The sequence below is a fragment of the Plantibacter elymi (nom. nud.) genome (genome assembly GCF_900177795.1).
Classification (GTDB): domain Bacteria; phylum Actinomycetota; class Actinomycetes; order Actinomycetales; family Microbacteriaceae; genus Plantibacter; species Plantibacter elymi.
In genome coordinates this window covers 470685-490914 of sequence record NZ_FXWJ01000003.1, presented here as the reverse complement: position 1 = coordinate 490914, position 20230 = coordinate 470685, and the positions used below count along the sequence as shown (strand labels likewise).

Here is a 20230-nt window from a genome sequence, read left to right as displayed (position 1 = left end):
GCACCACCCTCGACCTGCACCACCCGGAACCCGCTCACCGACGAGAAGGCACCACATGACCCAGCTCTCCGACGCCACCCTCACCGCTCTCGACGAGCGGGTGGCCGTCCCCGCCTACGATCGCTCGACCATCCGACCCGGCATCGTCCACTTCGGGGTCGGCGCCTTCCATCGGGCGCACGGAGCGATGTTCGTCGACCGCGTGCTCGGGCTCCCCGGCGACGAACACGCGTCCTGGGGGCTCGTCGGCGTCGGCACACTGGCCGGTGACGCCGCCATGCGGGACGCGCTCGGCGCTCAGGACAGGCTCTACACGCTCGTGACGACGAGTCCGGACGGCGAGGTCGAGGCGCGCGTCGTCGGGTCGATCGTCGAGTACCTGTTCGCTCCCGACGGCCCGGAAGCGGTCCTCGCGCGGGTGAGCGACCCGTCGACGCGGATCGTGTCGCTCACGATCACCGAGGGCGGGTACGGGGTGAACGACGCGACCGGCGCGTTCGAGCCGAGCGACGGTGCGACGCTCGCGGACCTCGACGGTCTGCCGGCGGGGGCGCTGCCGCAGAGCCCGCTCGGGTTCATCACGGCGGCCCTCCGTGCCCGACGCGACGCCGGTGCGGTCCCCTTCACGGTCATGTCCTGCGACAACATCCAGGGCAACGGGCACGTCGCCCGGACGGCGATCCTCGACTTCGCCGAGCGCATCGACCCGGCGCTCGCCGCCTGGATCGGTGCCGAGGTGCGGTTCCCGAACTCGATGGTGGACCGCATCACGCCGGCGACGACGGACGAGCAGCGTGCGTTCGTCTCCGAGCGGTTCGGGATCGACGACCGCTGGCCGGTGCTCTCGGAATCGTTCGAGCAGTGGGTGCTCGAGGACGACTTCTCGGACGGCCGTCCGCCGTACGAGCAGGTGGGCGTGCAGCTCGTGGAGGACGTCGAGCCCTACGAGCTGATGAAGCTCCGGTTGTTGAACGCCTCCCACCAGGCGATGAGCTACCTCGGGTTGCTGGCGGGGGAGACGTACGTGCACGACGTCTGTCGCGACGAGCTGTTCTCCCGGTTCCTCCTCGGGTACATGCACGAGGAGGCGAGGCCGACGCTGGCGCCGGTGCCGGGGATCGACATCGACGCGTACTGTGCGGAGCTGATGCGCCGGTTCGGCAGCGAGGCGATCAAGGACACCTTGGCGCGGCAGATCGTCGACGGTTCGGAGCGCATCCCGAAGTTCCTGCTCCCGGTCGTCCGTGAGCAGTTGCGGACCAGGGGCGGGATCGCGCGTTCGGCGCTCGTGCTCGCGGCGTGGAGTCGGTTCATCGAGGGTGTCGGTGACGATGGGCGCGAGCTTGCGCCGGTCGACCGGCGGTTGGCCGAGTTGCAGGCGGCCGTCGCGCAGGAGGCGGAGCGCCCCGGAGCGTTCCTCGACCTGGAGGTCGTGTTCGGCGACCTCGGCCAGGATGCGCGGCTCCGTGAGGCGTTCATCGCGGCGCGCGCACGGCTGGCTGCCGTCGGTGCGCGGGTGGCGGTGGAAGAGGTCGTCGCCGCAGGCTGAGCCTGCGGCGGACGGACGGTGCCTCGTCGGCCCTTCGACCGGTTGAGGGGGCGCTCGGTCGCTGACCCGTTCCCGCCGTCGAGGCATGGTGGTTCCCGTCTCGGTCCCTGAGCTTGTCGAAGGGCAGGTGTGGCGGTTGTTCGTGTGCCCTTCGACAGGCTCAGGGACCGGGGTGGCCGGGTTGTCGAGGACGGCGTCGGCCGCTGAGCGTGTCCGAGGCAGGGTGGTTCGCGTCTCGGTCCCTGAGCTTGTCGAAGGGCGGGCGGTCGCTCGTGGGCCCTTCGACAGGCTCAGGGACCGGGATGGCCTGGTTGTCGAAGACGGCGTCGGTCGCAGAGGTTGGCTAGGCGCGATGGTGTTCCGTCTCGGTCCCTGAGCTTGTCGAAGGGCAGGTTCAACGGCTGTTCGTGGGCCCTTCGACAGGCTCAGGGACCGGGGTGGCCGGGTTGTCGAAGACGGCGTCGGTCGCTGAGTGTGTTCGAGGCAGGGTGGTTTCCGTGTCGGTCCCTGAGCTTGTCGAAGGGCGGGCGGTCGCTCGTGGGCCCTTCGACAGGCTCGGGGAACGGGTGGCTGGGTTGTCGAGTGGGGCGTTGCTCGCTGGGCGTGTCTGAGGCAGGGTGGTTCGCGTTTCGGTCCCTGAGCTTGTCGAAGGGCGGGCGGTTGCTCGTGGGCCCTTCGACAGGCTCAGGGACCGGGGTGGCCGGGTTGTCGAGGTCGGCGTCGGTCGCTGAGGTTGGCTATGCGCGATGGTGTTCCGTCTCGGTCCCTGAGCTTGTCGAAGGGCGGGCGGTCGCTCGTGGGCCCTTCGACAGGCTCGGGGAACGGGTGGCTGGGTTGTCGAGTGGGGCGTTGCTCGCTGGGCGTGTCCGAGGCAGGGTGGTTTCCGTCTCGGTCCCTGAGCTTGTCGAAGGGCGGGTTCAACGGTTGTTCGTAGGCCCTTCGACAGGCTCAGGGACCGGGATGGCTGGGTTGTCGAATACAGCGTCGTTCCCTGAGCGTGTCTGGGTGTGCTGGGTCCCGGTTTCGGTCCCTGAGCTTGTCGAAGGGCAGGTGGGGCGGTTCCTCGTGGGCCCTTCGACAGGCTCAGGGACCGGGGTGGCCGGGGTATCGAGTGCAGCGCCGGTCAGAGAGGTTGGCTCGGCGTGGTGGTTCCCGTTTCGGTCCCTGAGCTTGTCGGAGGGTGTGTGCAGGCAGAGGGGTGCCATGCGTTAGGCGGCGAGGTGGATGCGTCCGCCTCGGATGGGGGTGCGGTGGCGGTCGATGGTGCCTGGTGGGATGAACCAGGGGATGCCGTCGCGGACGTCGATGTTCCAGTGGTCGTCGTGGATGCGGTGGTGGTGGAAGGGGCAGAGGAGGATGCCGTTGTCGAGGTCGGTGGGGCCGCCTCGTGACCACCAATCGAGGTGGTGGGCTTCGGTGAAGGATGGTGGGTGGGTGCAGCCGCTCCAGGCGCAGCCGCCGTCGCGTTCGGCGAGGGCGACTTTCTGGGCGCGGGAGAACAGGCGGGCGCCGGCGCCGAGGTCGAGGACCTGGGAGGGTCCGCCGAGGACCATGGGGATGAGTTTCGCGTCCGCGGCGAGCCTGCGGAGGGCTCCTGCGCCGATGGGTTCCTCGATGCCGTCGATGGTGGCTGCGCCGAGGCCGGTTTCGAGGGTGTCGTGGTCGACGCGGATGACGACGGACACGGGTGCGAGCTCGGTGGCGGCGCCACTGCAGCCGGCGGTGTGGCGGAAGATCTCGGTGAGCGCGATCGCGCGGCGTCGGTCGGTGGGGATCAGCGATGGGCCGTCTGGCATGGGTGTGCCGGAGCCGTCGGGCTGATCGCCGGCGGTGTCGGCATCCACGAAGGACGGTCGGCGCAGTCCGGCGCCGATGAGGGCGTCGAGGCCGGCGCGGACGAACGCGGCGCTTTCGGGGGCCAGTTCGGCGCGGAGGAGCGTCATGCCGGAGGGGAGTTCTCGGAGGGTCGCGCGTTCGGCTCGTCGGAGGAGTTCGTCGCGGGGTTCCCGGCCGTCCTGGTCGAGGCGGGTGCGGACGAGCTTCGCGATCCGGACGACATCCTGCAAGGGCGCGTTCGCGGCGTGCTCGACCGCGATGACCGACGCCGCCTGGAGTTCGACGGTGGCGCAGATGCGGCCCGCGTTGCGCAGTTCGCGGACGATGACCGCCGCCCCGTCGACGCTGAGCGGGGCGGGCACCGTGCCAGCAGCCTCGGCCTGAGCGGGCCCGGCACCGTCCGTTTCGGCAGAGACGGAGGAATCGTCGGCGGCTGGTGTCGCCTCGAGGGCGGCGGCGATGTCCGGGAAGGGGCACTTCTCCAGCTCGCCGAGGAGCCCGCGTGGTTGCGTGATCGCGGCGCCGACCTCGGCGATGGCCGAACCGCGGGCGCGGGAGACCCGCCACCGCTCCGACACCATCACGCCCGGGTTGGCGTAACCGGCGGCGCGGACGAGCGACCCATCGCGGCCGGTGGGCGACGGGCGGAGCGCGATCGCCCCGGTGACCCGGGCGGCGAGCACCTCGACGGCGTGCTGCACGGCACCGAGTTCGTCGAGGACCCGGAGGATCGCCTCATCGTTCATGTTCTCGAGCTGCTCCGCGACACTCGAGCCGGCACGGATCGCACTGAGCGCACCGTTCCACACGGCATCGAACCCGGCCGCGGCTGCGGCGAGCGGGTTCGGTGCGGTGCTGGTCATGGGTCCATCCAAACACGGACCACTGACATTCGAACGCGCGCAGAATAGGCCTCTGATCTGTGCATTTATCCGACAGTCGATGCTTGCTCGTGGGCCCTTCGACAGGCTCAGGGAACGGGTGTCCGCGGTTGTCGAGGTGCGGTGGGGAAGGGTGCTCGTGGGCTCTCCGACAGGCTCAGGGAACGGGTGTTCGCGGTTGTCGAGGTGCGGTCCGGGCGGTCCCTCGGGGTGCCCTTCGACAGGCTCAGGGAACGGGTGTCCGCGGTTGTCGAGGTGCGGTGGGGAAGGTTGCCCGTGGGCCCTTCGACGGGCTCAGGGAACGAGACTCCGCGGTTGCCGAAGAGCGTCGACTGCCTCGGGCTGTTCCGACGCGCTCAGGTGGCGGGGTGCTGCTCAGCCGAGCGACGCCGGGACGAGTCGGAACCCACCCTCGGCGACCGGCTCGAGCCGCAGCTGGAAGAGGCCGTCGATGACGACGTCCGCATCGAGTTCGTGCGCCTCGTGTGTTCCCGCGATGCCGACCGTCCAGCAGCCGGCGGCGCGCGCTGCGGCGAGCCCGGCCGGTGCGTCCTCGAACACGACGCACGGCAGCGACTCCATGCCCAGCCGGGTGCGTCCGAGCAGGAACGGTTCGGGGTCCGGCTTGCCCCTCGTGACGTCGTCGAAGGTCACGACGACCTCTGGCCGCACGAGCCCGGCGGCGGCGATCCGGTTGCCGGCGATGAGCCTCGTGCCACTCGTGACGATCGCCTTCGCGTCGTCGCCGAGCGCCGCCAGTGCCTCTGCCGCCCCCGGGAGCGCGATGACGTCGGCGACCTCGTCGGCCTCGATCTCGATGATCCGTGCGAGTGCTTCGGCGACCTGCTCGGGCGGGAAGATCCCGGCGAGCACCTGGGCAGCGGGCTGGCCGTGTCCCGCGGCGAGCAGGTCGCCCTCGAGGCCGTATTCGCGGGCGAGCTGTGCCCATGACCGGTTCACGGCCGGCGTCGAGTCGATGAGGGTCCCGTCGAGGTCGAAGAGCCCGGCGGCGAAGACCTGGTCGAAGATCGGTGCGGAGGCCTCGATGGTCCGTCCGAGGCCGAGCGCGCGTTGGACGGCGGCGAGCTGCTGCGAGGTGGACAACGCCGCTTCGATCGACAGGTGCTCGATGGCGGGTGGGGTGTCGGTCGACGGGTCCACGATGTGCGTGTCCCGCTCGGCACCGCGTTCGGCCCGGCGGGCTGCGAGCGTGGCGGCGTCTGCGTGCAGCCAGACGACCTTCGGGACGACCCCGGCCGCCTCGACGAGCGCGTCCCATTCGGCGCCGCCACGGAGCTCCGCGGTGAAGGGGGCCACGAGTACCGCGCCGACACCGCTGTCGCGTTGGTCGGCGAGGACCGCTCGGAGGGCCGCGTACCGTGCCGGGCGCATGGTCGGGCGCAGCTTCGCGTCATTCCAGTGGAGCGGTTCGGCGCCATCAGGATCGGTCACCGCACCGAGACCGTCGAGCAACGGATTGGTGATGGTGTCGAGGTCGAGGAGCGGGAGACGGAGGGCCCTGGCGAGCTCACGTCCGAGGGTGGTCTTGCCGCTTCCGGCTGCTCCTGCGACGACGACGATCACGCTGACTCCTCGATGATTCCGGGGTGGCGACCCGCATCCGAGGGGTCTGAACGCCTCTTCAATGCGAGTTCCAAATGAATTTGATCTCTTTCAGACAACGTTGCTTGACAACGTTGTCGGTCTGCGGTCAGTATAGGCGCACGAAGGAACGACGGGGTTCTGCAGCTGCACCACCCCGACCGATGACAACGCTGTCAGGAGGTGGAGCCCATGGGCACCTGCAACCCCGCGATCACCGCGACCAGTCCGATCCGGACACGTGCGCACGTCCCGTCGCTCCGGACCGGCTGCGACGTCCGACCCGTTCCGCTTCCCGTCAGGGGGACTCGCTGATGCGGCCGCCCGGGATCAAGGATGTGGCTGCGCAGTCCGGCGTCAGCATCAAGACCGTCTCGCGGGTGGTGAACGGCGAAGCCTCCGTCCACCCCGAGACCCGAAGCCGCGTGCTCGAGGCGATCGATCGCCTCGGGTACGTGCCCAACACGGCCGCCCGCTCGCTGAAGTCCGGCACCGGCGGTGCGATCGGAGTCCTCATCGACTCGCTCGCCGACCCATTCTTCGCCTCGCTCGTGAGCGCCATCGAGGCCCGCGCGCTCAAGGAAGGCCTCAGCGTCCTCGTCGCGAGCACCGGGCTCGACGAGGGGCGCGAGCGCGACCAGCTCACCGGGTTCATCGCCGGCCACCAGGTCGCCGGCGTCATCATCGCCCCGGTCGCCGCGGAGCTGCCCTACCTCGAGGCGTTCCGGAACGTGACGCCCGTCGTCGCCGTCGACCGTCCGCTCGCCGCTTTCGACAGCGTCGTGGTCGACGACTACGCCGCAACCCAGCTCGCGATCCGCCAGTTCGTCGAGCTCGGCCACACCCGCATCGCCTTCTACGACCGGGACGAACGCTTCCTCACCATCCGTCGGCGCTACCAGGGCTATACCGACGTCCTCGCCGAGGCCGGCATCGACCTCGACCCGTCGCTCGTCTCCTGGACCATCGACGGCTCGCTCGACTACGCCGCCGAGACGGAGCGCCTGCTCGGACTCGAGGACCCGCCCACCGCGTTCTTCGCGTCGAACGCGAAGGCGGCGATCGGTCTGACGACCTCCCTGCACCGCATCGGGCGGGAGGGGACGGCGCACATCGCGTTCGGCGACTTCACCCTCGCCGACGTCCTGCGACCGGCCGTCAGCTGCATCAACCAGGATCCGTTCGTCATCGGCACCGCCGCGATCGAGCGACTCCTCGAACTGCGCGAATCACCGGCCGACGAGCCGCGCGAGTGGGTCGTCCCGACCTCGCTGGTGTCGCGTGGTTCCGGAGAGATCCCCGGCCCGGCACAGCGTCACACCGTGGACGCGCGCACCGCGTCCACCACGAGCATGGTCGGAGGACCAGCAGCATGAGCACGACCCAGCCCACGAGGCTCGCCCAGCCGACGCGACTCGCGCCGAACCTCATCGAGCACTTCTACCGCGGCGGCGACCGCATCGCCGGCCTGCGCGGCATCGAACAGCAGAGCGAGTTCCAGCCGGAGGAATGGCTCGGGGCGACCGTGAGTCGCGCCGACCAGGAGCCCGGCGGCGCCATCGGCCTCGCGCGCACCGTCGACGGCGTCCTCCTCCGAGACCTCGTCGCGGCCGACCCGGAACAGTGGACCGGGACGGGACCGGACCACGGCACCGACGCCGCCGACACCGGCATCCTCGTCAAGCTGCTCGACGCGCGTCAGCGACTCCCCGTCCACGTCCACCCGGATCGGGCGTTCGCCGCCTCCCACCTCGACTGCGCCTACGGCAAGACGGAGGCCTGGTTCATCCTCGACGCCGAGCCCGGTTCGGCCGTCCACCTCGGATGGAGCGAGGACGTCGACCCCGACGAACTCGACCGCCGTCGCGACGCCCAGGACAGCGAGTGGATGCTGTCGCACATGAACCGGATCGTCGTCGAGCGCGGCATGGGCATCCTCGTCCCGGCCGGCACGGCGCACGCGATCGACGGCGGCATCTTCCTCGCGGAGGTGCAGGAACCGACCGACCTCTCCATCCTCCTCGAGTGGTCGGTCACGACCTCGACGCGCGACGAGTCCCACCTCGGTCTCGGGTTCGAGACCGTGATGGGCGCGGTGTCGACGACGGCGCTCCCGCAGTCCGAGATCGAACACCTCGTCGTGCTGCACAACCTCGACGCCCGGACGGACGCGCCGGTGTCGCTGCTGCCCGCGGCCGCCGACCCCTACTTCCAGCTCTTCGCCGTGGCGCCCGGCACCGACGGCATCGCCCCCGTGGACGCCGGCTTCTCGGTCGCCCTCGCGCTCACCGGCGCAGGCGCACTGGTCCCGGAGGTCGGCACCGACGCGGTCGACTTCTCCGCCGGGGAAGTCTTCGCCGTCCCGGCCGGGTTCGGTCCCTGGACCGTCAGCGGCTCGGGCACCGTGCTCGTCGCCGGCCCCGGTGCCGGCTGGCCGGCAACGCTCGCGTCGGGAGGCATCCGATGACGCCACCCCTCGACGCAGGACCCACGATCACGCAGCAGCTCACCACACACCACCGCCCCGAACGGCGGTACGACAGCCACCACACGCCGGACCCGTCCACTGGGGCCGGCTGGAAAGGAACGAGAACGACATGACGACTCCCGTCTTGGAGGCCAGAGGCCTCACCCGGCAGTTCGGGCACGTCCGCGCCCTCGACGAAGCGGACTTCGAGGTCTACCCCGGCGAGGTCACCGCCCTCATCGGCGACAACGGCGCGGGCAAGTCCACCCTGGTCAAGGCACTCTCCGGCAACCTCGCGGTCGACAGTGGCGTGATCAAGTTCGAAGGCGAACCGATCACCCTCACCTCGCCCATGCAGTCGAGTGCGCTCGGCATCGAGACGGTCTACCAGGACCTCGCCCTCGCGCCCCACCTCGACCCCGTCCAGAACGTCTACCTCGGCCGCGAGATCATGCGGCCGGGCCTCGGCGGGCTGCTCGGCCTCATGAACGTCAAGGAGATGAGCAAGCAGTCGCGTCACGCCTTCGACGAACTCGGCGCGACCGTCCGCTCGCTCACCGACCCGGTGGGCGCGATGTCCGGTGGGCAGCGCCAGGCGATCGCCATCGCCCGCGCGGTGCACTGGGCCAACAAGGTCGTCTTCCTCGACGAACCGACGGCCGCCCTCGGCGTCCGTCAGACGAAGAACGTGCTCGAGACGATCCGCCGGGTGCGCGACAAGGGCATCGCGGTCGTCTTCATCAGCCACTCGATGCCGCACGTCATGGAGGTGTCCGACCGCGTGCAGGTGCTGCGGCTCGGCCACCGCGCGGCGACGGTCGACACGAAGGACACGAACATGGAAGAACTCGTCGGTCTCATGACCGGTGCCAGCACGAGGAACGTCGCATGAGCGCGGTGAAGCAGGCCGAGATGGGGCCGGAGACGACCGCCATCGAGACGGCCAAGGATCGGGAGACCCCGATCAGGAAGCTCTTCAAGGCCCAGGCCTTCCAGATCTTCATCGTCCTCCTCGTCGTCATCGCGATCTTCTCCGCGATCGCACCCGACACGTTCGCGCAGCTGTCCAACCTGCGGCTCGTCGTGCAGAACGCCTCGATCCTCGCGGTGCTCGGCGTCGGCATGACCTACGTCATCATCACCTCCGGCATCGACCTCTCGATCGGTTCCGTCCTCGTCTTCTCGGGCGTCGTGTCCGCGACGACGATGCGGGCCATGGGCGGCGACGACTGGGGGACCGCGATCGTCGGCATCATCGTGTCGATCGGCGTCGGCATCCTCTGGGGCACGTTCAACGGCATCCTCATCTCCAAGGCGAAGGTGCCGCCGCTGATCGTCACCCTCGGTAGCCTCGGCATGGCGCTCGGCCTCGCCCAGATCCTCACCGGCGGTGTCGACATCCGTGAGGTGCCGTCGGTCCTCACCGACTCCATCGGGTACGGCAACATCTTCGGCGCAGTCCCGATCATCTCGGTCATCGCCCTCGTCGTCGTCATCATCGGTGCGCTCGTGCTCCACAAGACGAAGTTCGGCCTGTACACCTACGCGGTCGGATCGAGCGAGGAGGCGGCACGACGCGTCGGTGTGAAGGTCGACCGTCACCTCATCCGCATCTACGCGATCTCGGGTGGCCTCGCGGGTCTCGCTGGCATCCTGTCGCTGTCGCAGTTCGGTACCACCGCGATCGCCGGCCAGTCGCAGACGAACCTGAACGTCATCGCCGCGGTCGTCATCGGTGGCACCTCGCTCTTCGGTGGCTACGGGACGATCTTCGGCACCGTCGTCGGTCTGTTCATCCCCGCCGTCCTCCAGAACGGCTTCGTCATCACCGGCGTGCAGCCCTTCTGGCAGCAGGTCGCGGTCGGCGCCGTCCTCATCCTGGCCGTCTACGTCGACCAGGTCCGCCGTTCCTCCGCAGCCCGCGGTGGATCCACGAGCTTCTGGCGAGCCCTCGTCAGCAGGAAGAAGAAATAACCCCTTACACAGATCACCACCCCCCCCCGCACCATCCCAGTAGTCCAGCAGTTCAAGAGAAACGGGTAATCACAATGAAGTGGAAGAAGTCAGTTCTCGGAGTCCTCGCGCTCGGCGCGTCGGCAGGCCTCATGCTCACCGGTTGTTCCGGGGGCGCGAGCTCGGGCGGCAGCAGCGCAGGCGCAGGTTCCGACGGCTACAAGATCGCGTTCATCCAGGGCGTCGCAGGCGACGAGTTCTACATCTCGATGCAGTGCGGTATCGAATCGGCGGCGAAGGATGCCGGCGCGACGGTCACCACCCAGGGTCCGGAGAAGTTCGACCCGACGCTGCAGAAGCCGCTCGTCGACTCGGTCGTCGCCTCGAAGCCGGACGCGATCCTCGTCGCCCCGACCGATGTGAAGGCCATGGAGGCCCCGCTGAAGGCTGCGGCCGACGCGGGCATCAAGGTCGTCCTCGTCGACACCACCGTCGACGACCCGTCGTTCGCGGTCTCGCAGATCTCGAGCGACAACAAGGGCGGCGGCGCTGCGGCGTTCGACGCGATCAAGGAAGCGCACCCCGAGGGCGGTAAGGTCCTCGTGGTCTCGGTCGACCCCGGCATCTCGACCACGGACGCCCGTGCCGAGGGCTTCCAGGAAGCGGTCAAGGGCGATGACAAGTTCACCGACCTCGGCGTGCAGTACAGCCACAACGAGCCGTCCACGGCTGCCGAGATCGTGACCGCGGCGCTCCAGAAGGACCCCGACATCGTGGGCATCTTCGCAGCGAACCTGTTCGCGGCCGAAGGTTCCGCGACCGGTGTCAAGCAGGCCGGCAAGGAGGACTCGGTCACCATCGTCGGGTTCGACGCGGGTCCCGCCCAGGTCAAGCAGCTGAAGGAGGGCACCGTCCAGGCGCTCGTCGCTCAGGAGCCGGCCACCATCGGCAAGGACGGCGTCGCCCAGGCGATCGCCGCTCTGAACGGTGACAAGGTCGAGGCCAAGATCGAGACCGGCTTCACCATCATCACGAAGGACAACGTTGACGGCGACGCGAAGGATGCCGTCTACCAGTCCAAGTGCGGCTAGGCCTTCCGGCCACCCCGCACCACCAGACCGCGACGGCGTCGGAGCTTCGAGCTCCGGCGCCGTCGCGCTGCGTTCGGGAGGATCTCTGCCCGGACGCCGCCGGTCCCTGCGCGACCGGCGGCAGTCCTCCGAGCCCCGACCCGGTCCTGGAGCGCGAGCCCCGACCCGGTCCCTGAGCTTGTCGAAGGGCAACTCGACAGGCTCGACGGCCAGCCGGTCCGCTCCGCCTCGACGCCACCCTCCACGGGGTGCGAGAATCGCGACATGACCCAGGTGATCGTCGCGGCGACCGCGGTGCGCCGGCTGTCCGACGATGCTCCGGGACGGATCGAGGCCGAGGTCGTCGATGCAGCGGGGCGAGCCCACCGCCTGGTCATCACGATCCCCGAACGTGCGAGCCGTGCGGTCACCGCCTCGACCGACGTCCCGTTCCGACTCGGGCTCCGGGCCGAGTACGTGCGTATGGAGGGACGGGCCGTGGTGATCCGGTTCGCGGACGGCGTCACCACCACCGAGGGCCTCGGCGGGGTCTGCCTGGACCCGGACATCGTCCACTGGTTGTGAACGACTCGATCGACCGACGGTCGGGTCGGCGACGAGTCCTATGCGACGAGGGTGACGAGCCGCGCGACCTCGGCGGCGACGGCGTCGCGTGCCGGGCCGAGGTACTTCCGCGGGTCGACGAGTGACGGGTCCGCGTCGAGGCGCTCGCGGACGGCTCGGGTGAAGACGCCGTTGATGTGGGTCGAGATGTTGATCTTGCGCATGCCCGCGTCCACCGCCCGCACGAGGTCCGCATCGCTCACGCCGCTCGAACCGTGCAGGACGAGCGGGACGGGGACGGCCGACGCGAGTTCGCGGATGAGCCCGAAGTCGAGGGTCGCGCTCCGCGACGTCATCGCATGTGAGCTGCCGACCGCGACCGCGAGGCCGTCGACGCCCGTGCCGGCGACGAACGCCACGGCTTCACCGGGGTCGGTCCGGACGCCGGGCGTGTGTGCGCCGCCCTTGCCGCCGATCGCCCCGAGTTCCGCCTCGACCCACACGCCCTGCGCCTGAGCCGCGCGGGCGACCGCTGCGGTGCGTTCGCGGTTCTCCTCGTCGGGGAGGGTCGCTGCATCGAACATGACCGAGGTGAATCCGAGCCGCACCGCCTCCTCGACGAGCGTCTCGTCCTCGGCGTGGTCGAGGTGCACGGCGGTCGTGGTGCCGGCCTCGCGGGCGAGCTCCAGGCTCGCGAGCCCGATCGGTGCGAGGCCGCCGTGGTACTTCGCCGCGTTCTCGGACACCTGCAGGATGACGCCGCGGCCCGCGAGCTCCGCGCCGCGGAGGATGGCCTCGCCGTGTTCGAGTTGGACGACGTTGAAGGCGAGCACGGCGCGCTGTGCGTCGAGGAGCGCGGCGGTGGAGACGAGCGTCATGGTGGTTCCTCTCGGGGTGCACGCGGGATGATCGACCCGGTGCCGGTGGGGATGGTCAGGTGGTGGCCAGCAGCAGCTCGGGACCGCTCTCGGCGAGCGCGTCGACGGTGTCCGGGTCGAGCCCGTCGTCGGTCACGATCTGGTCGAACTCGTCGAGCCCCGCGGCCCGGTGGAACGAGGTGGTGCCGAACTTCGCGGCGGTGACGGCGAGGATGCGTCGTCTGGCGATGCCGAGCATCGCCCGCTTCACCTCGGCCTCCTCGGGCAGGGTCGTCGTGGCACCCGAGGTGAGCCCCACCCCGTTGGCGCCGAGGACGGCGACGTCGGCGTGGAGCCCGGACAGCCGTTCGACGGTCCACGCGCCGACGGTCGCCTGTGTGACGGCGCGGACCCGTCCGGGCAAGGCGAGCACGGTGAGTCGCGGCCGGCCACCGAGCAGGGCGACGATCGGCAGACTGTTCGTCACCACGAGGAGTCGGTTGGTGTGGGGGAGGAGCGCGGCGACCTCGAGGGTCATCGCACCGGAGTCGAGCAGGACGACCCCTTCCTCGGGGAGTTGTTCGACGACGAGCCGGGCGACGGCGGCGCGCTCGATGCGCTCGCCCTCGCGGCGTCGTTGGAGGCTGGGCTCGAACGCGGATCGTCGGGCGAGGACCGCGCCACCGTGGTGACGGCGGATGAGTCCCTGGCGCTCGAGCACGGCGAGGTCGCGCCGGATGGTCTCCGGTGTGACGCCGAGTCGGCTGCTCAGCTCGGCGACCGACAGGGCACCGTCGCCGTCGCGGGCACCCGCGAGGATCGCGGCGTGACGCTCTGCTGGGTACATGACTGCTCCGTCCGGTCCGGCCAGCGTATCCGAATCTGTCCGATATCCCTTCCGATTCGGTGGGATCGATGCAAAGATCAACATGATCGGGCGCACCCGACGACGACGATGACGACGAACGGAAGGCCGCCGATGGCTGAGCACGGGCCGCACAGCGCACCCCACGAGTCCGGGTCGCGGTTCCTGCTCGGGATCGACGTCGGGCAGACCGCCGTCAAGGCCGTCCTGCACGACGACCGCTTGCTGCCGGTCGCCGTCGCTCGGCGCGCGAGCCCCGTCGACCGCCCGGTCGCCCGGCACGCCGAGCGGTCGCAGGACGCCCTGTGGGTCGCGGTCGCCGATGCGGTGTCGGAGGTGATGGCGACGTCGGGTGTCGACCCGAACCTGGTCGCCGCCGTCGGGATCACCGGCCACGGGGACGGCCTGCACCTCGTGACCGCCGCCGGAGCGCCGGTCGGCCCGGCCATCACGGCGATGGACTCCCGGGCGCACGTCGAGGCCGCCGAACTCGCCTCCGATCCGGACCGGCTGCGCGTGGTGCTCGAACGCTCCGGACAGCTGCCGACGCCGGGCGCCGCCGGCAACCTCCTCCGCTGGTTGCTCCGCCACGACCCGGAGCGGGTCGCGCGGGCAGACGCCATGCTCTTCTGCAAGGACGTCGTCCGCCTCCGGCTCACCGGCGAGATCTCCACCGACTACTCCGACGCCTGCGCCTCCTTCCTGGACGTCGGGACCGCCACCTGGAGCGCCGAGGTCCTCGACGCCTACGGCCTGCCCGCCGAACTGCTCCGCCTGCTCCCGCCGATCAACCCGAGTGGCACAATCGTCGGGCGGGTGCTCCCGGAGGCCGCCGCGGTCACAGGCCTCGTCGCCGGGACACCGGTCGTCTCGGGACTCCACGACGTGCAGGCCTCGTCGATCGGCATGGGAGCGCTCGTCCCCGGGCGGCTCGCCCTCGTGGCCGGCTCGTTCAGCACCAACGGCGTGACGACGACCCAGCCCGACGTGGACCCGCGGTGGCAGTCCCGCCTCTCGATCACCCCGGACCTGCGGATCGCGATGTCCACCTCGGCGACGGCATCGCCTTCCTTCGACTGGACGCTCCGGCTCCTGGGCGTGACCGATGCCACCGGCCGCGACGCGCTGATCGCCGAGGCCGCGGCACTCCCTCCGGAGGAGCCGGTGCCGCTCGTCCTGCCCTTCCAATCGGACTCGCCGCTCGGCGCCGAAGCGTCTGCCACGCTCACCGGCGTCCGCGACTGGCACACCCGGGCGCACGTGCTGCGCGGAGCCCTCGAGGGCATCGTGCTCATGCACCGCTGGCACACCCGGGCACTCGGCGAACGGTTCCGGTGGGACGAGCCGATCGTCCTCGGCGGCGGCCTCGCGCGGTCGCCGCTGTACGTGCAACTCGTGGCCAACGCGCTTCGAGCGCCCGTGACGGTCGTCGACTCCGAGGAGGCCGGGGCACTGGGTGCCGCGATCGTCGCCGGGGTCGCCGCCGGACTCCTGCCGTCGGTGGAACAGGCCCAGCGCGACGTCGTCCGACACGCACCCGCCGTCCTGCCGACGGACGCCTCGGCCGCGTACTGGGCCGGGGTCGGAACCGCGTTCGACGAGCTCGTCGAAGCCCTCGGCCCCTGGTGGCGACGACGGGCCGAGGAGTCGAGCCCCGACGGTCCGGCGTCCGAACGCGACGACCGTGCCGGGGTGGAACGATGAGCGCGTCCATCGGAGGCCGCGGGACGGCCACGTCCAGTCCGGTGGACGACCGGCGTCGGGAGATCCTCGCCCGACTCGACCAGGACGGGCGGGTCGAGGTCGGCGTGCTCGCAGTGGACCTCGGCGTGACCGAGGAGACGATCCGGCGCGACCTCCGCGTCCTCGAACTCGACGGACGCCTCCGACGCGCGCACGGCGGTGCGGTGCGGGTCGACCTCGACCCGGGTCAGGACTCCGGGGCGTCCGGTGCGCTCGCCGCGCGGGCGCTGACCCTGGTCGACCCGGGCTCAGCGGTCTTCCTCGGCGCGGGCTCGGCCTGCGAGGCGCTCGCCGCGGGCCTCGCGACGACCGCCGGGACCGTCATCGTGACCGGTTCGGTGCCGGTCGCCCTGGCCGCGGCCGCTGCCGAGGAATCGGCCGTCGTCCACCTCGTCGGCGGGACGGCGGACGGGCGCGGCGTCCTCACGGGCGCCTGGGCGCGCGAGCAGCTCGCCGGCCTCCGCCTCGACGTCGCGGTCGTCGAGGCGCTCGGTGTCTCCGCGGACGGCCGACTGCTCCACGCCTCGCCGGAGGATGCGGCGGTCGTCGCGTCGGCGGTCGAGTTCGCCTCCACGGCGATCCTCCTGGCCGACCCGGCGACGTTCGGCGCCGACGGCCTCGCTGCCTCCGTCCCGGCGGCCCGCCTCGACGTGGCGGTGGTGCATCATGGGGTCGACGAACCGGCCCTCGAGGCCCTCCTCGCGACCGGCGTCCGCGTCGAGACGGTCGGAGCCGACGCATGAGCGGCATCGTGACGGTCACGCCGGCGGCCGCGATCGACCAGACCTACCGCGTCGACGGGCTGCGACTCGGCGACGTCAACCGGGCGGTGGGTGTGTCCACCGAGCTGAGCGGCAAGGGCGTCAACGTCGCGCGGGCGGTCACCCTCTCGCCGCTCCCGGTCCGAGCGGTGGTGCCGATGGGTGCGGACGGACGGATCCTCGCCGATGACCCCGCACTCCGGACGTTGCTCGCCGTGGTCCCGACCGACGGCCGGACGCGCGTGAACACGACCATCCTGGACGCCGCGACCGGGACGACCAAGGTCAACGAACCGGCGATCCCGCTGCGAGCGGAGGACTGGGCCGCCGTGGTCGCGACCGCCGGGGCCGAGATCGACCGGATCGGCGCGGACTGGCTCGTCCTCTCCGGCACGATCCCGACGGTCCAGGGCGGCACCGGCCTCGTCGACATCCTGCAGTTGCTCCGGCAGGCGGGTGACCGGGGAGCGCGCGTGGCCGTCGACACCGCGGGTGCGGCGCTCGAGACCGCCGTCGCGAACCTCGACCTCGTCCACCTGCTCAAGCCGAACGCGCACGAGCTCGCCGAGCTCACCGGCCGTGAGCTGCTGACGATCGGCGATGTCGCGTCCGCCGCCGACGAACTGCACCGTGCCGGTTGCGACCTCGTCTACGTGAGCATGGGGGCCGACGGGGCGCTCCTCCGCACCGCTGCGGGGCTGTGGCACGCGCACGTCGCAGCCACGGTCGTGAACACGGCCGGTGCCGGTGACGCCTCGTTGGCCGGATTCCTCGTCGGACTCCACGGCGAGGACGGACGGGACGACCCGGCGGCCGCAGTCGCGTCGGCCGCCGCCTGGGGTGCACTCGCCGTGTCGAGCGCGACGACCATCCTCACCTCCCTCGAGGCGCTGACGACACCGGTCGCCGTCCAGGACCCCGACCCGACGACGCCGTTGGGCGAACCGGCCACGCCGCCGCGCGACGAGATGCCGACGCCATGATCGACCAGGCCGTTCCACGCTTCCACGCCGCCGTGGACCTCGGTGCGTCGAGCGGTCGCGTCATGCTCGGGCGATGGGCCGACGGCCGCTTGGAGCTCACCGAGGTGCACCGGTTCCCGAACGGCCCGATCACGCAGGACGGTCGACTCCGGTGGGATGCGGAGCGCCTGTTCGAGGAGACCATCGTCGGGCTCGCGGAGGCCGTCCGGATCGCAGCGGCCGCCGGCGGCGTGCTCGACGGGATCGGGGTCGACAGCTGGGGCGTCGACATCGCAGTCGTGGACGTCGGCACCGGTACGGCGTTCCCGACCGTGCTGCATCACCGCGGCGCCGACGCCGACGGACCGGCCCGCGCCGCCGTACTCGTCGACGCCGCGACGGCCTACGCGGTGACCGGCGTGCTGGAGCAGACCATCAACACCTCGTATCAGCTGCGGTCCCGCGCCGAGGAGCTCGACGTCCGCCGAGCCGACGGCGATCGCCCGACCGTGTTGCTCGTCCCGGACCTCTGGGTGTGGCTGCTCACGGGCGTCGTCGGAGCGGAGCGCACGATCGCCTCGACGACGCAGCTGCTCGATCAGGGCACCGGCGACTGGGCGGCGGAGCTGATCCGTCGCTGGGGTCTCGACGGCTTCGACTTCCCGCCGGTGGTCGCACCGGGGACGGTCGCCGGCCCGACGACGCCGGAGGTCACCGCGCGTCTCGGATCGAGCGTGCCGATCCCCGTCCACCGCGTCGCGGAGCACGACACCGCGTCCGCGCTCGCCTTCGCCTGCCCGGACGGCGCGGAGCTCCTCGTCTCGAGTGGTAGCTGGTCCCTCGTCGGGGTATGTCTGCCGGCACCGGTGCTCACCGAGCACGCGCGGACCGCAGGCTTCACGAACGAGGCCGGTGTCGCCGGATCCTCCCTGCTCCTCCGCAACCTGGCGGGGATGTGGCTGCTCACGGAGTGCGCCCGCGCCTGGTCCGCCGAGGACGGGAGCGCGGTCGACCTCGTCGAACTCGTGGCGGCCGTGTCGGAGGCGGAAGAAGACACGGCCACGGACGTCACGCCCGCCGTGTTCGACGTCGCCGACCCACGGCTGCTCGTCCCGGGTGACATGCCGGAACGGATCGCGACCCTCTGCCGGGAGACCGGACAGCGTCCACCGGGCGGACGGAGCGACGTCGTGCGCACCGTGGTCGAGAGCCTCGCGGTGGCGTACGCCGAGACGGTCCGGGCCTGCGAGGCGATCACCGGGGTGGCGATCCGTTCGGTCCGCATCGTCGGCGGCGGATCGCGCAACCGGCTCCTGTGCGCCCGCACGGCGGCACGGACCGGTCTTCCGGTCACCGCCGGTCCTGCGGAGGCCTCGGCGCTCGGCAATCTGGCCGTGCAACTCGTCGCGGCCGGCCACGCGCCATCACTCGACGCGGTCTACCGGCACGGCCAAAACGACCACGACGACCACGACCATGAGCGGACACCGACATGACCGACAGCATCGACCAACCGGAGGCCGAGACGGACCTCCTCGACCGCTTCGTCACCTTCTCGCGCGACCTCGGCCGTCCCGATCGGGCGTGGGCGCTCCTGGCGGAGGGCAACACCTCCCTGCTCCTGACCGACGACGGTGATCCGGCGATGCTCGTGAAGGCGAGCGGAGCGTCCATGGCCGTGGCGACCGCCGACGACGCGGTCCGTCTCGCGATCAGACCGGTGCTCGACCTCGTCGACTCGCACGCGGGCGGGGACGCCGAGGTGGCCGCGTTGTTCGATGCCGCGGCGCTCGCCGGCAACGGTCGGCGCCCCTCGGTGGAGGCGATCCTCCACGCCGTCTGCCTCGACCTGCCCGGCGTCGTCGCGGTCGGTCACACCCATCCCGTGCCGGTCAACGCGCTGCTGTGCTCGCCGTCGGCCGACACCCTGACCCGCGGTTCGCTCTTCCCCGACCAGATCGTGGTCCTCGGCACCGATCCGCTGCTCGTGCCGTACGTCGACCCCGGGCTCGAGCTGGCCCGCACGGTCCGCCGCCTGCTGCGCGAGCAGCTCGCCACGACCGGCCGGGTGCCGAAGGTCGTGTACCTGCAGAACCACGGGATGTTCGCCCTCGGATCGAGCGCGGCCGAGGTCCTCCGCATCACCGAGATGGCCGTGAAGGTCGCCCAGGTGCTCCTCGGAGCACTCGCCGCCGGCGGGCCGGTGTACCTGAGCGACGAGGCCGTCGCCCGCATCGACACGAGACCCGACGAACTGCTGCGACGAGCCGCGCTCGCCGCGCAGGAATCCACGACCGACCGCGCCGGGACGGCGCACGGAAGGACCACGACATGAGCGTGTCGACCAGCGCCATCGACCTCACCGGGCAGGTCGCGATCATCACCGGAGCGTCCTCGGGCATCGGCCGCTCGTACGCCCAGGCGCTCGCCGGAGCCGGGGTGCGCACGGTGCTCGTGGGACGCTCCACCGAGCGACTCTCGGGCGTCGCCGACGCCCTGCCGACACCGAGCGTCTTCCTGGCGGGTGACCTCGCCGGCCCCGCCGTGTCCGAGCAGGCCGTCGCCCTGGCGCTCGCCGCCTTCGGACGCCTCGACATCGTCCTCGCCAACGCGGGCCTCTACGTCGGCGGTGACGTCGTCGACACCCCGATGACCGCGATCGAGGAGCTCGTCGGCGTCAACGTCCTCGGAGCGATGGCGACGGTTCGCGCAGCGCTGCCGCACCTCGTCGAGCAGGGCGCGGGCGACGTCCTGGTGACGAGCTCGGTGTCCGGGCACCAGGACATCCACTGGGAGCCCGTCTACTCCGCGACGAAACACGCCATGCAATCGTTCGTCCACACCACCCGGCGGAACCTCGTCGGATCCGGGGTGCGGATGGGCGCGGTCGCCCCCGGCGTCGTGCTCAACGAGCTGTGGGGGATCGCCGAGGGGGCCTTCGGCGTGGAGGACCAGATCGCCGCACGCACCGGCATCCGTTCCGAGGACGTCGCCGACGCCGTGCTCTTCATGCTCACGAGACCCCGGCACGTCACCATCCGCGACCTCGTCATCCTGCCCACCGACCAGGAGATCTGAGCGACTCGCGTCGCCCGACGACACCTCCACCAGCCCGCCCCG

Annotated in this window: 17 protein-coding genes; 13 read left to right on the top strand and 4 right to left on the bottom strand. The window is 71.0% G+C overall.

The genetic code is table 11. The annotated features are described in order from the left end of the window. Nucleotides 1–55: 55 nt before the first annotated feature. Nucleotides 56–1549 (top strand): mannitol dehydrogenase family protein, encoded by a 1494-nt coding sequence (locus CCK91_RS11665; RefSeq protein ID WP_086474144.1) that lies wholly within the window; start codon nt 56–58, stop codon nt 1547–1549. 1208 nt (nt 1550–2757) lie between these two features. Here the strand turns inward: CCK91_RS11665 and CCK91_RS11660 are convergent. Together CCK91_RS11660 and CCK91_RS11655 are read right to left on the bottom strand one after the other, a co-directional pair. Further along, nucleotides 2758–4248: an HNH endonuclease signature motif containing protein gene (locus tag CCK91_RS11660; RefSeq protein ID WP_086474143.1), complete on the bottom strand. Its 1491-nt coding sequence runs from the start codon at nt 4246–4248 to the stop codon at nt 2758–2760. A gap of 393 nt (nt 4249–4641) precedes the next feature. Continuing rightward, nucleotides 4642–5850, bottom strand: a complete 1209-nt coding sequence (locus CCK91_RS11655; protein WP_086474142.1) for an HAD-IA family hydrolase — start codon at nt 5848–5850, stop codon at nt 4642–4644. 356 nt (nt 5851–6206) lie between these two features. Here CCK91_RS11655 and CCK91_RS11650 point away from each other — a divergent pair, with 356 nt between their 5' ends. From CCK91_RS11650 to CCK91_RS11625, 6 genes are all read left to right on the top strand, one after another. Then, on the top strand, nt 6207–7244 hold the full coding sequence (locus CCK91_RS11650) for a LacI family DNA-binding transcriptional regulator (RefSeq protein WP_165767033.1): 1038 nt from the start codon (nt 6207–6209) through the stop codon (nt 7242–7244). Continuing rightward, nucleotides 7241–8335, top strand: a complete 1095-nt coding sequence (locus CCK91_RS11645; RefSeq protein ID WP_086474140.1) for a class I mannose-6-phosphate isomerase — start codon at nt 7241–7243, stop codon at nt 8333–8335. Before CCK91_RS11650 ends, CCK91_RS11645 begins: the two co-directional genes overlap by 4 nt. Before the next feature lie 130 nt (nt 8336–8465). Then, a complete protein-coding gene (locus CCK91_RS11640) occupies nt 8466–9227 on the top strand; it encodes an ATP-binding cassette domain-containing protein (RefSeq protein WP_079707372.1) in 762 nt (253 codons plus the stop codon). Then, nucleotides 9224–10309 (top strand): ABC transporter permease, encoded by a 1086-nt coding sequence (locus CCK91_RS11635; protein WP_079707371.1) that lies wholly within the window; start codon nt 9224–9226, stop codon nt 10307–10309. Before CCK91_RS11640 ends, CCK91_RS11635 begins: the two co-directional genes overlap by 4 nt. 74 nt (nt 10310–10383) lie before the next feature. Continuing rightward, the gene (locus tag CCK91_RS11630) at nt 10384–11379 is read left to right on the top strand and encodes an ABC transporter substrate-binding protein (RefSeq protein WP_056013014.1); all 996 of its coding nucleotides are present in this window, start codon (nt 10384–10386) and stop codon (nt 11377–11379) included. A 264-nt stretch (nt 11380–11643) separates the two neighbouring features. Then, nucleotides 11644–11943, top strand: a complete 300-nt coding sequence (locus tag CCK91_RS11625; RefSeq protein WP_086474139.1) for a hypothetical protein — start codon at nt 11644–11646, stop codon at nt 11941–11943. A 38-nt stretch (nt 11944–11981) separates the two neighbouring features. On the opposite strand, the gene CCK91_RS11620 is transcribed toward CCK91_RS11625, so the two are convergent. Beyond that, nucleotides 11982–12800: a class II fructose-bisphosphate aldolase gene (locus CCK91_RS11620; RefSeq protein ID WP_086474138.1), complete on the bottom strand. Its 819-nt coding sequence runs from the start codon at nt 12798–12800 to the stop codon at nt 11982–11984. A gap of 55 nt (nt 12801–12855) precedes the next feature. Next, nucleotides 12856–13626: a DeoR/GlpR family DNA-binding transcription regulator gene (locus tag CCK91_RS11615; protein ID WP_086474137.1), complete on the bottom strand. Its 771-nt coding sequence runs from the start codon at nt 13624–13626 to the stop codon at nt 12856–12858. A gap of 132 nt (nt 13627–13758) precedes the next feature. On the opposite strand from CCK91_RS11615, the gene CCK91_RS11610 reads away from it, so the two are divergent. The 6 genes from CCK91_RS11610 to CCK91_RS11585 are packed head-to-tail and all read left to right on the top strand — an operon-like array spanning nt 13759 to nt 20188. Next, the gene (locus CCK91_RS11610) at nt 13759–15348 is read left to right on the top strand and encodes an FGGY-family carbohydrate kinase (protein WP_165767032.1); all 1590 of its coding nucleotides are present in this window, start codon (nt 13759–13761) and stop codon (nt 15346–15348) included. Then, on the top strand, nt 15345–16130 hold the full coding sequence (locus tag CCK91_RS11605; RefSeq protein ID WP_086474135.1) for a DeoR/GlpR family DNA-binding transcription regulator: 786 nt from the start codon (nt 15345–15347) through the stop codon (nt 16128–16130). The genes CCK91_RS11610 and CCK91_RS11605 overlap by 4 nt, the downstream gene beginning before the upstream one ends. Next, nucleotides 16127–17131 (top strand): 1-phosphofructokinase family hexose kinase, encoded by a 1005-nt coding sequence (locus CCK91_RS11600; RefSeq protein ID WP_086474134.1) that lies wholly within the window; start codon nt 16127–16129, stop codon nt 17129–17131. Before CCK91_RS11605 ends, CCK91_RS11600 begins: the two co-directional genes overlap by 4 nt. Further along, complete coding sequence (locus CCK91_RS11595; RefSeq protein ID WP_086474133.1) at nt 17128–18606, top strand: rhamnulokinase; 1479 nt, start codon at nt 17128–17130, stop codon at nt 18604–18606. Before CCK91_RS11600 ends, CCK91_RS11595 begins: the two co-directional genes overlap by 4 nt. After that, complete coding sequence (locus tag CCK91_RS11590; protein WP_086474132.1) at nt 18603–19445, top strand: class II aldolase/adducin family protein; 843 nt, start codon at nt 18603–18605, stop codon at nt 19443–19445. The genes CCK91_RS11595 and CCK91_RS11590 overlap by 4 nt, the downstream gene beginning before the upstream one ends. Beyond that, nucleotides 19442–20188 (top strand): SDR family oxidoreductase, encoded by a 747-nt coding sequence (locus CCK91_RS11585; RefSeq protein ID WP_086474131.1) that lies wholly within the window; start codon nt 19442–19444, stop codon nt 20186–20188. Before CCK91_RS11590 ends, CCK91_RS11585 begins: the two co-directional genes overlap by 4 nt. Nucleotides 20189–20230 lie beyond the last annotated feature (42 nt).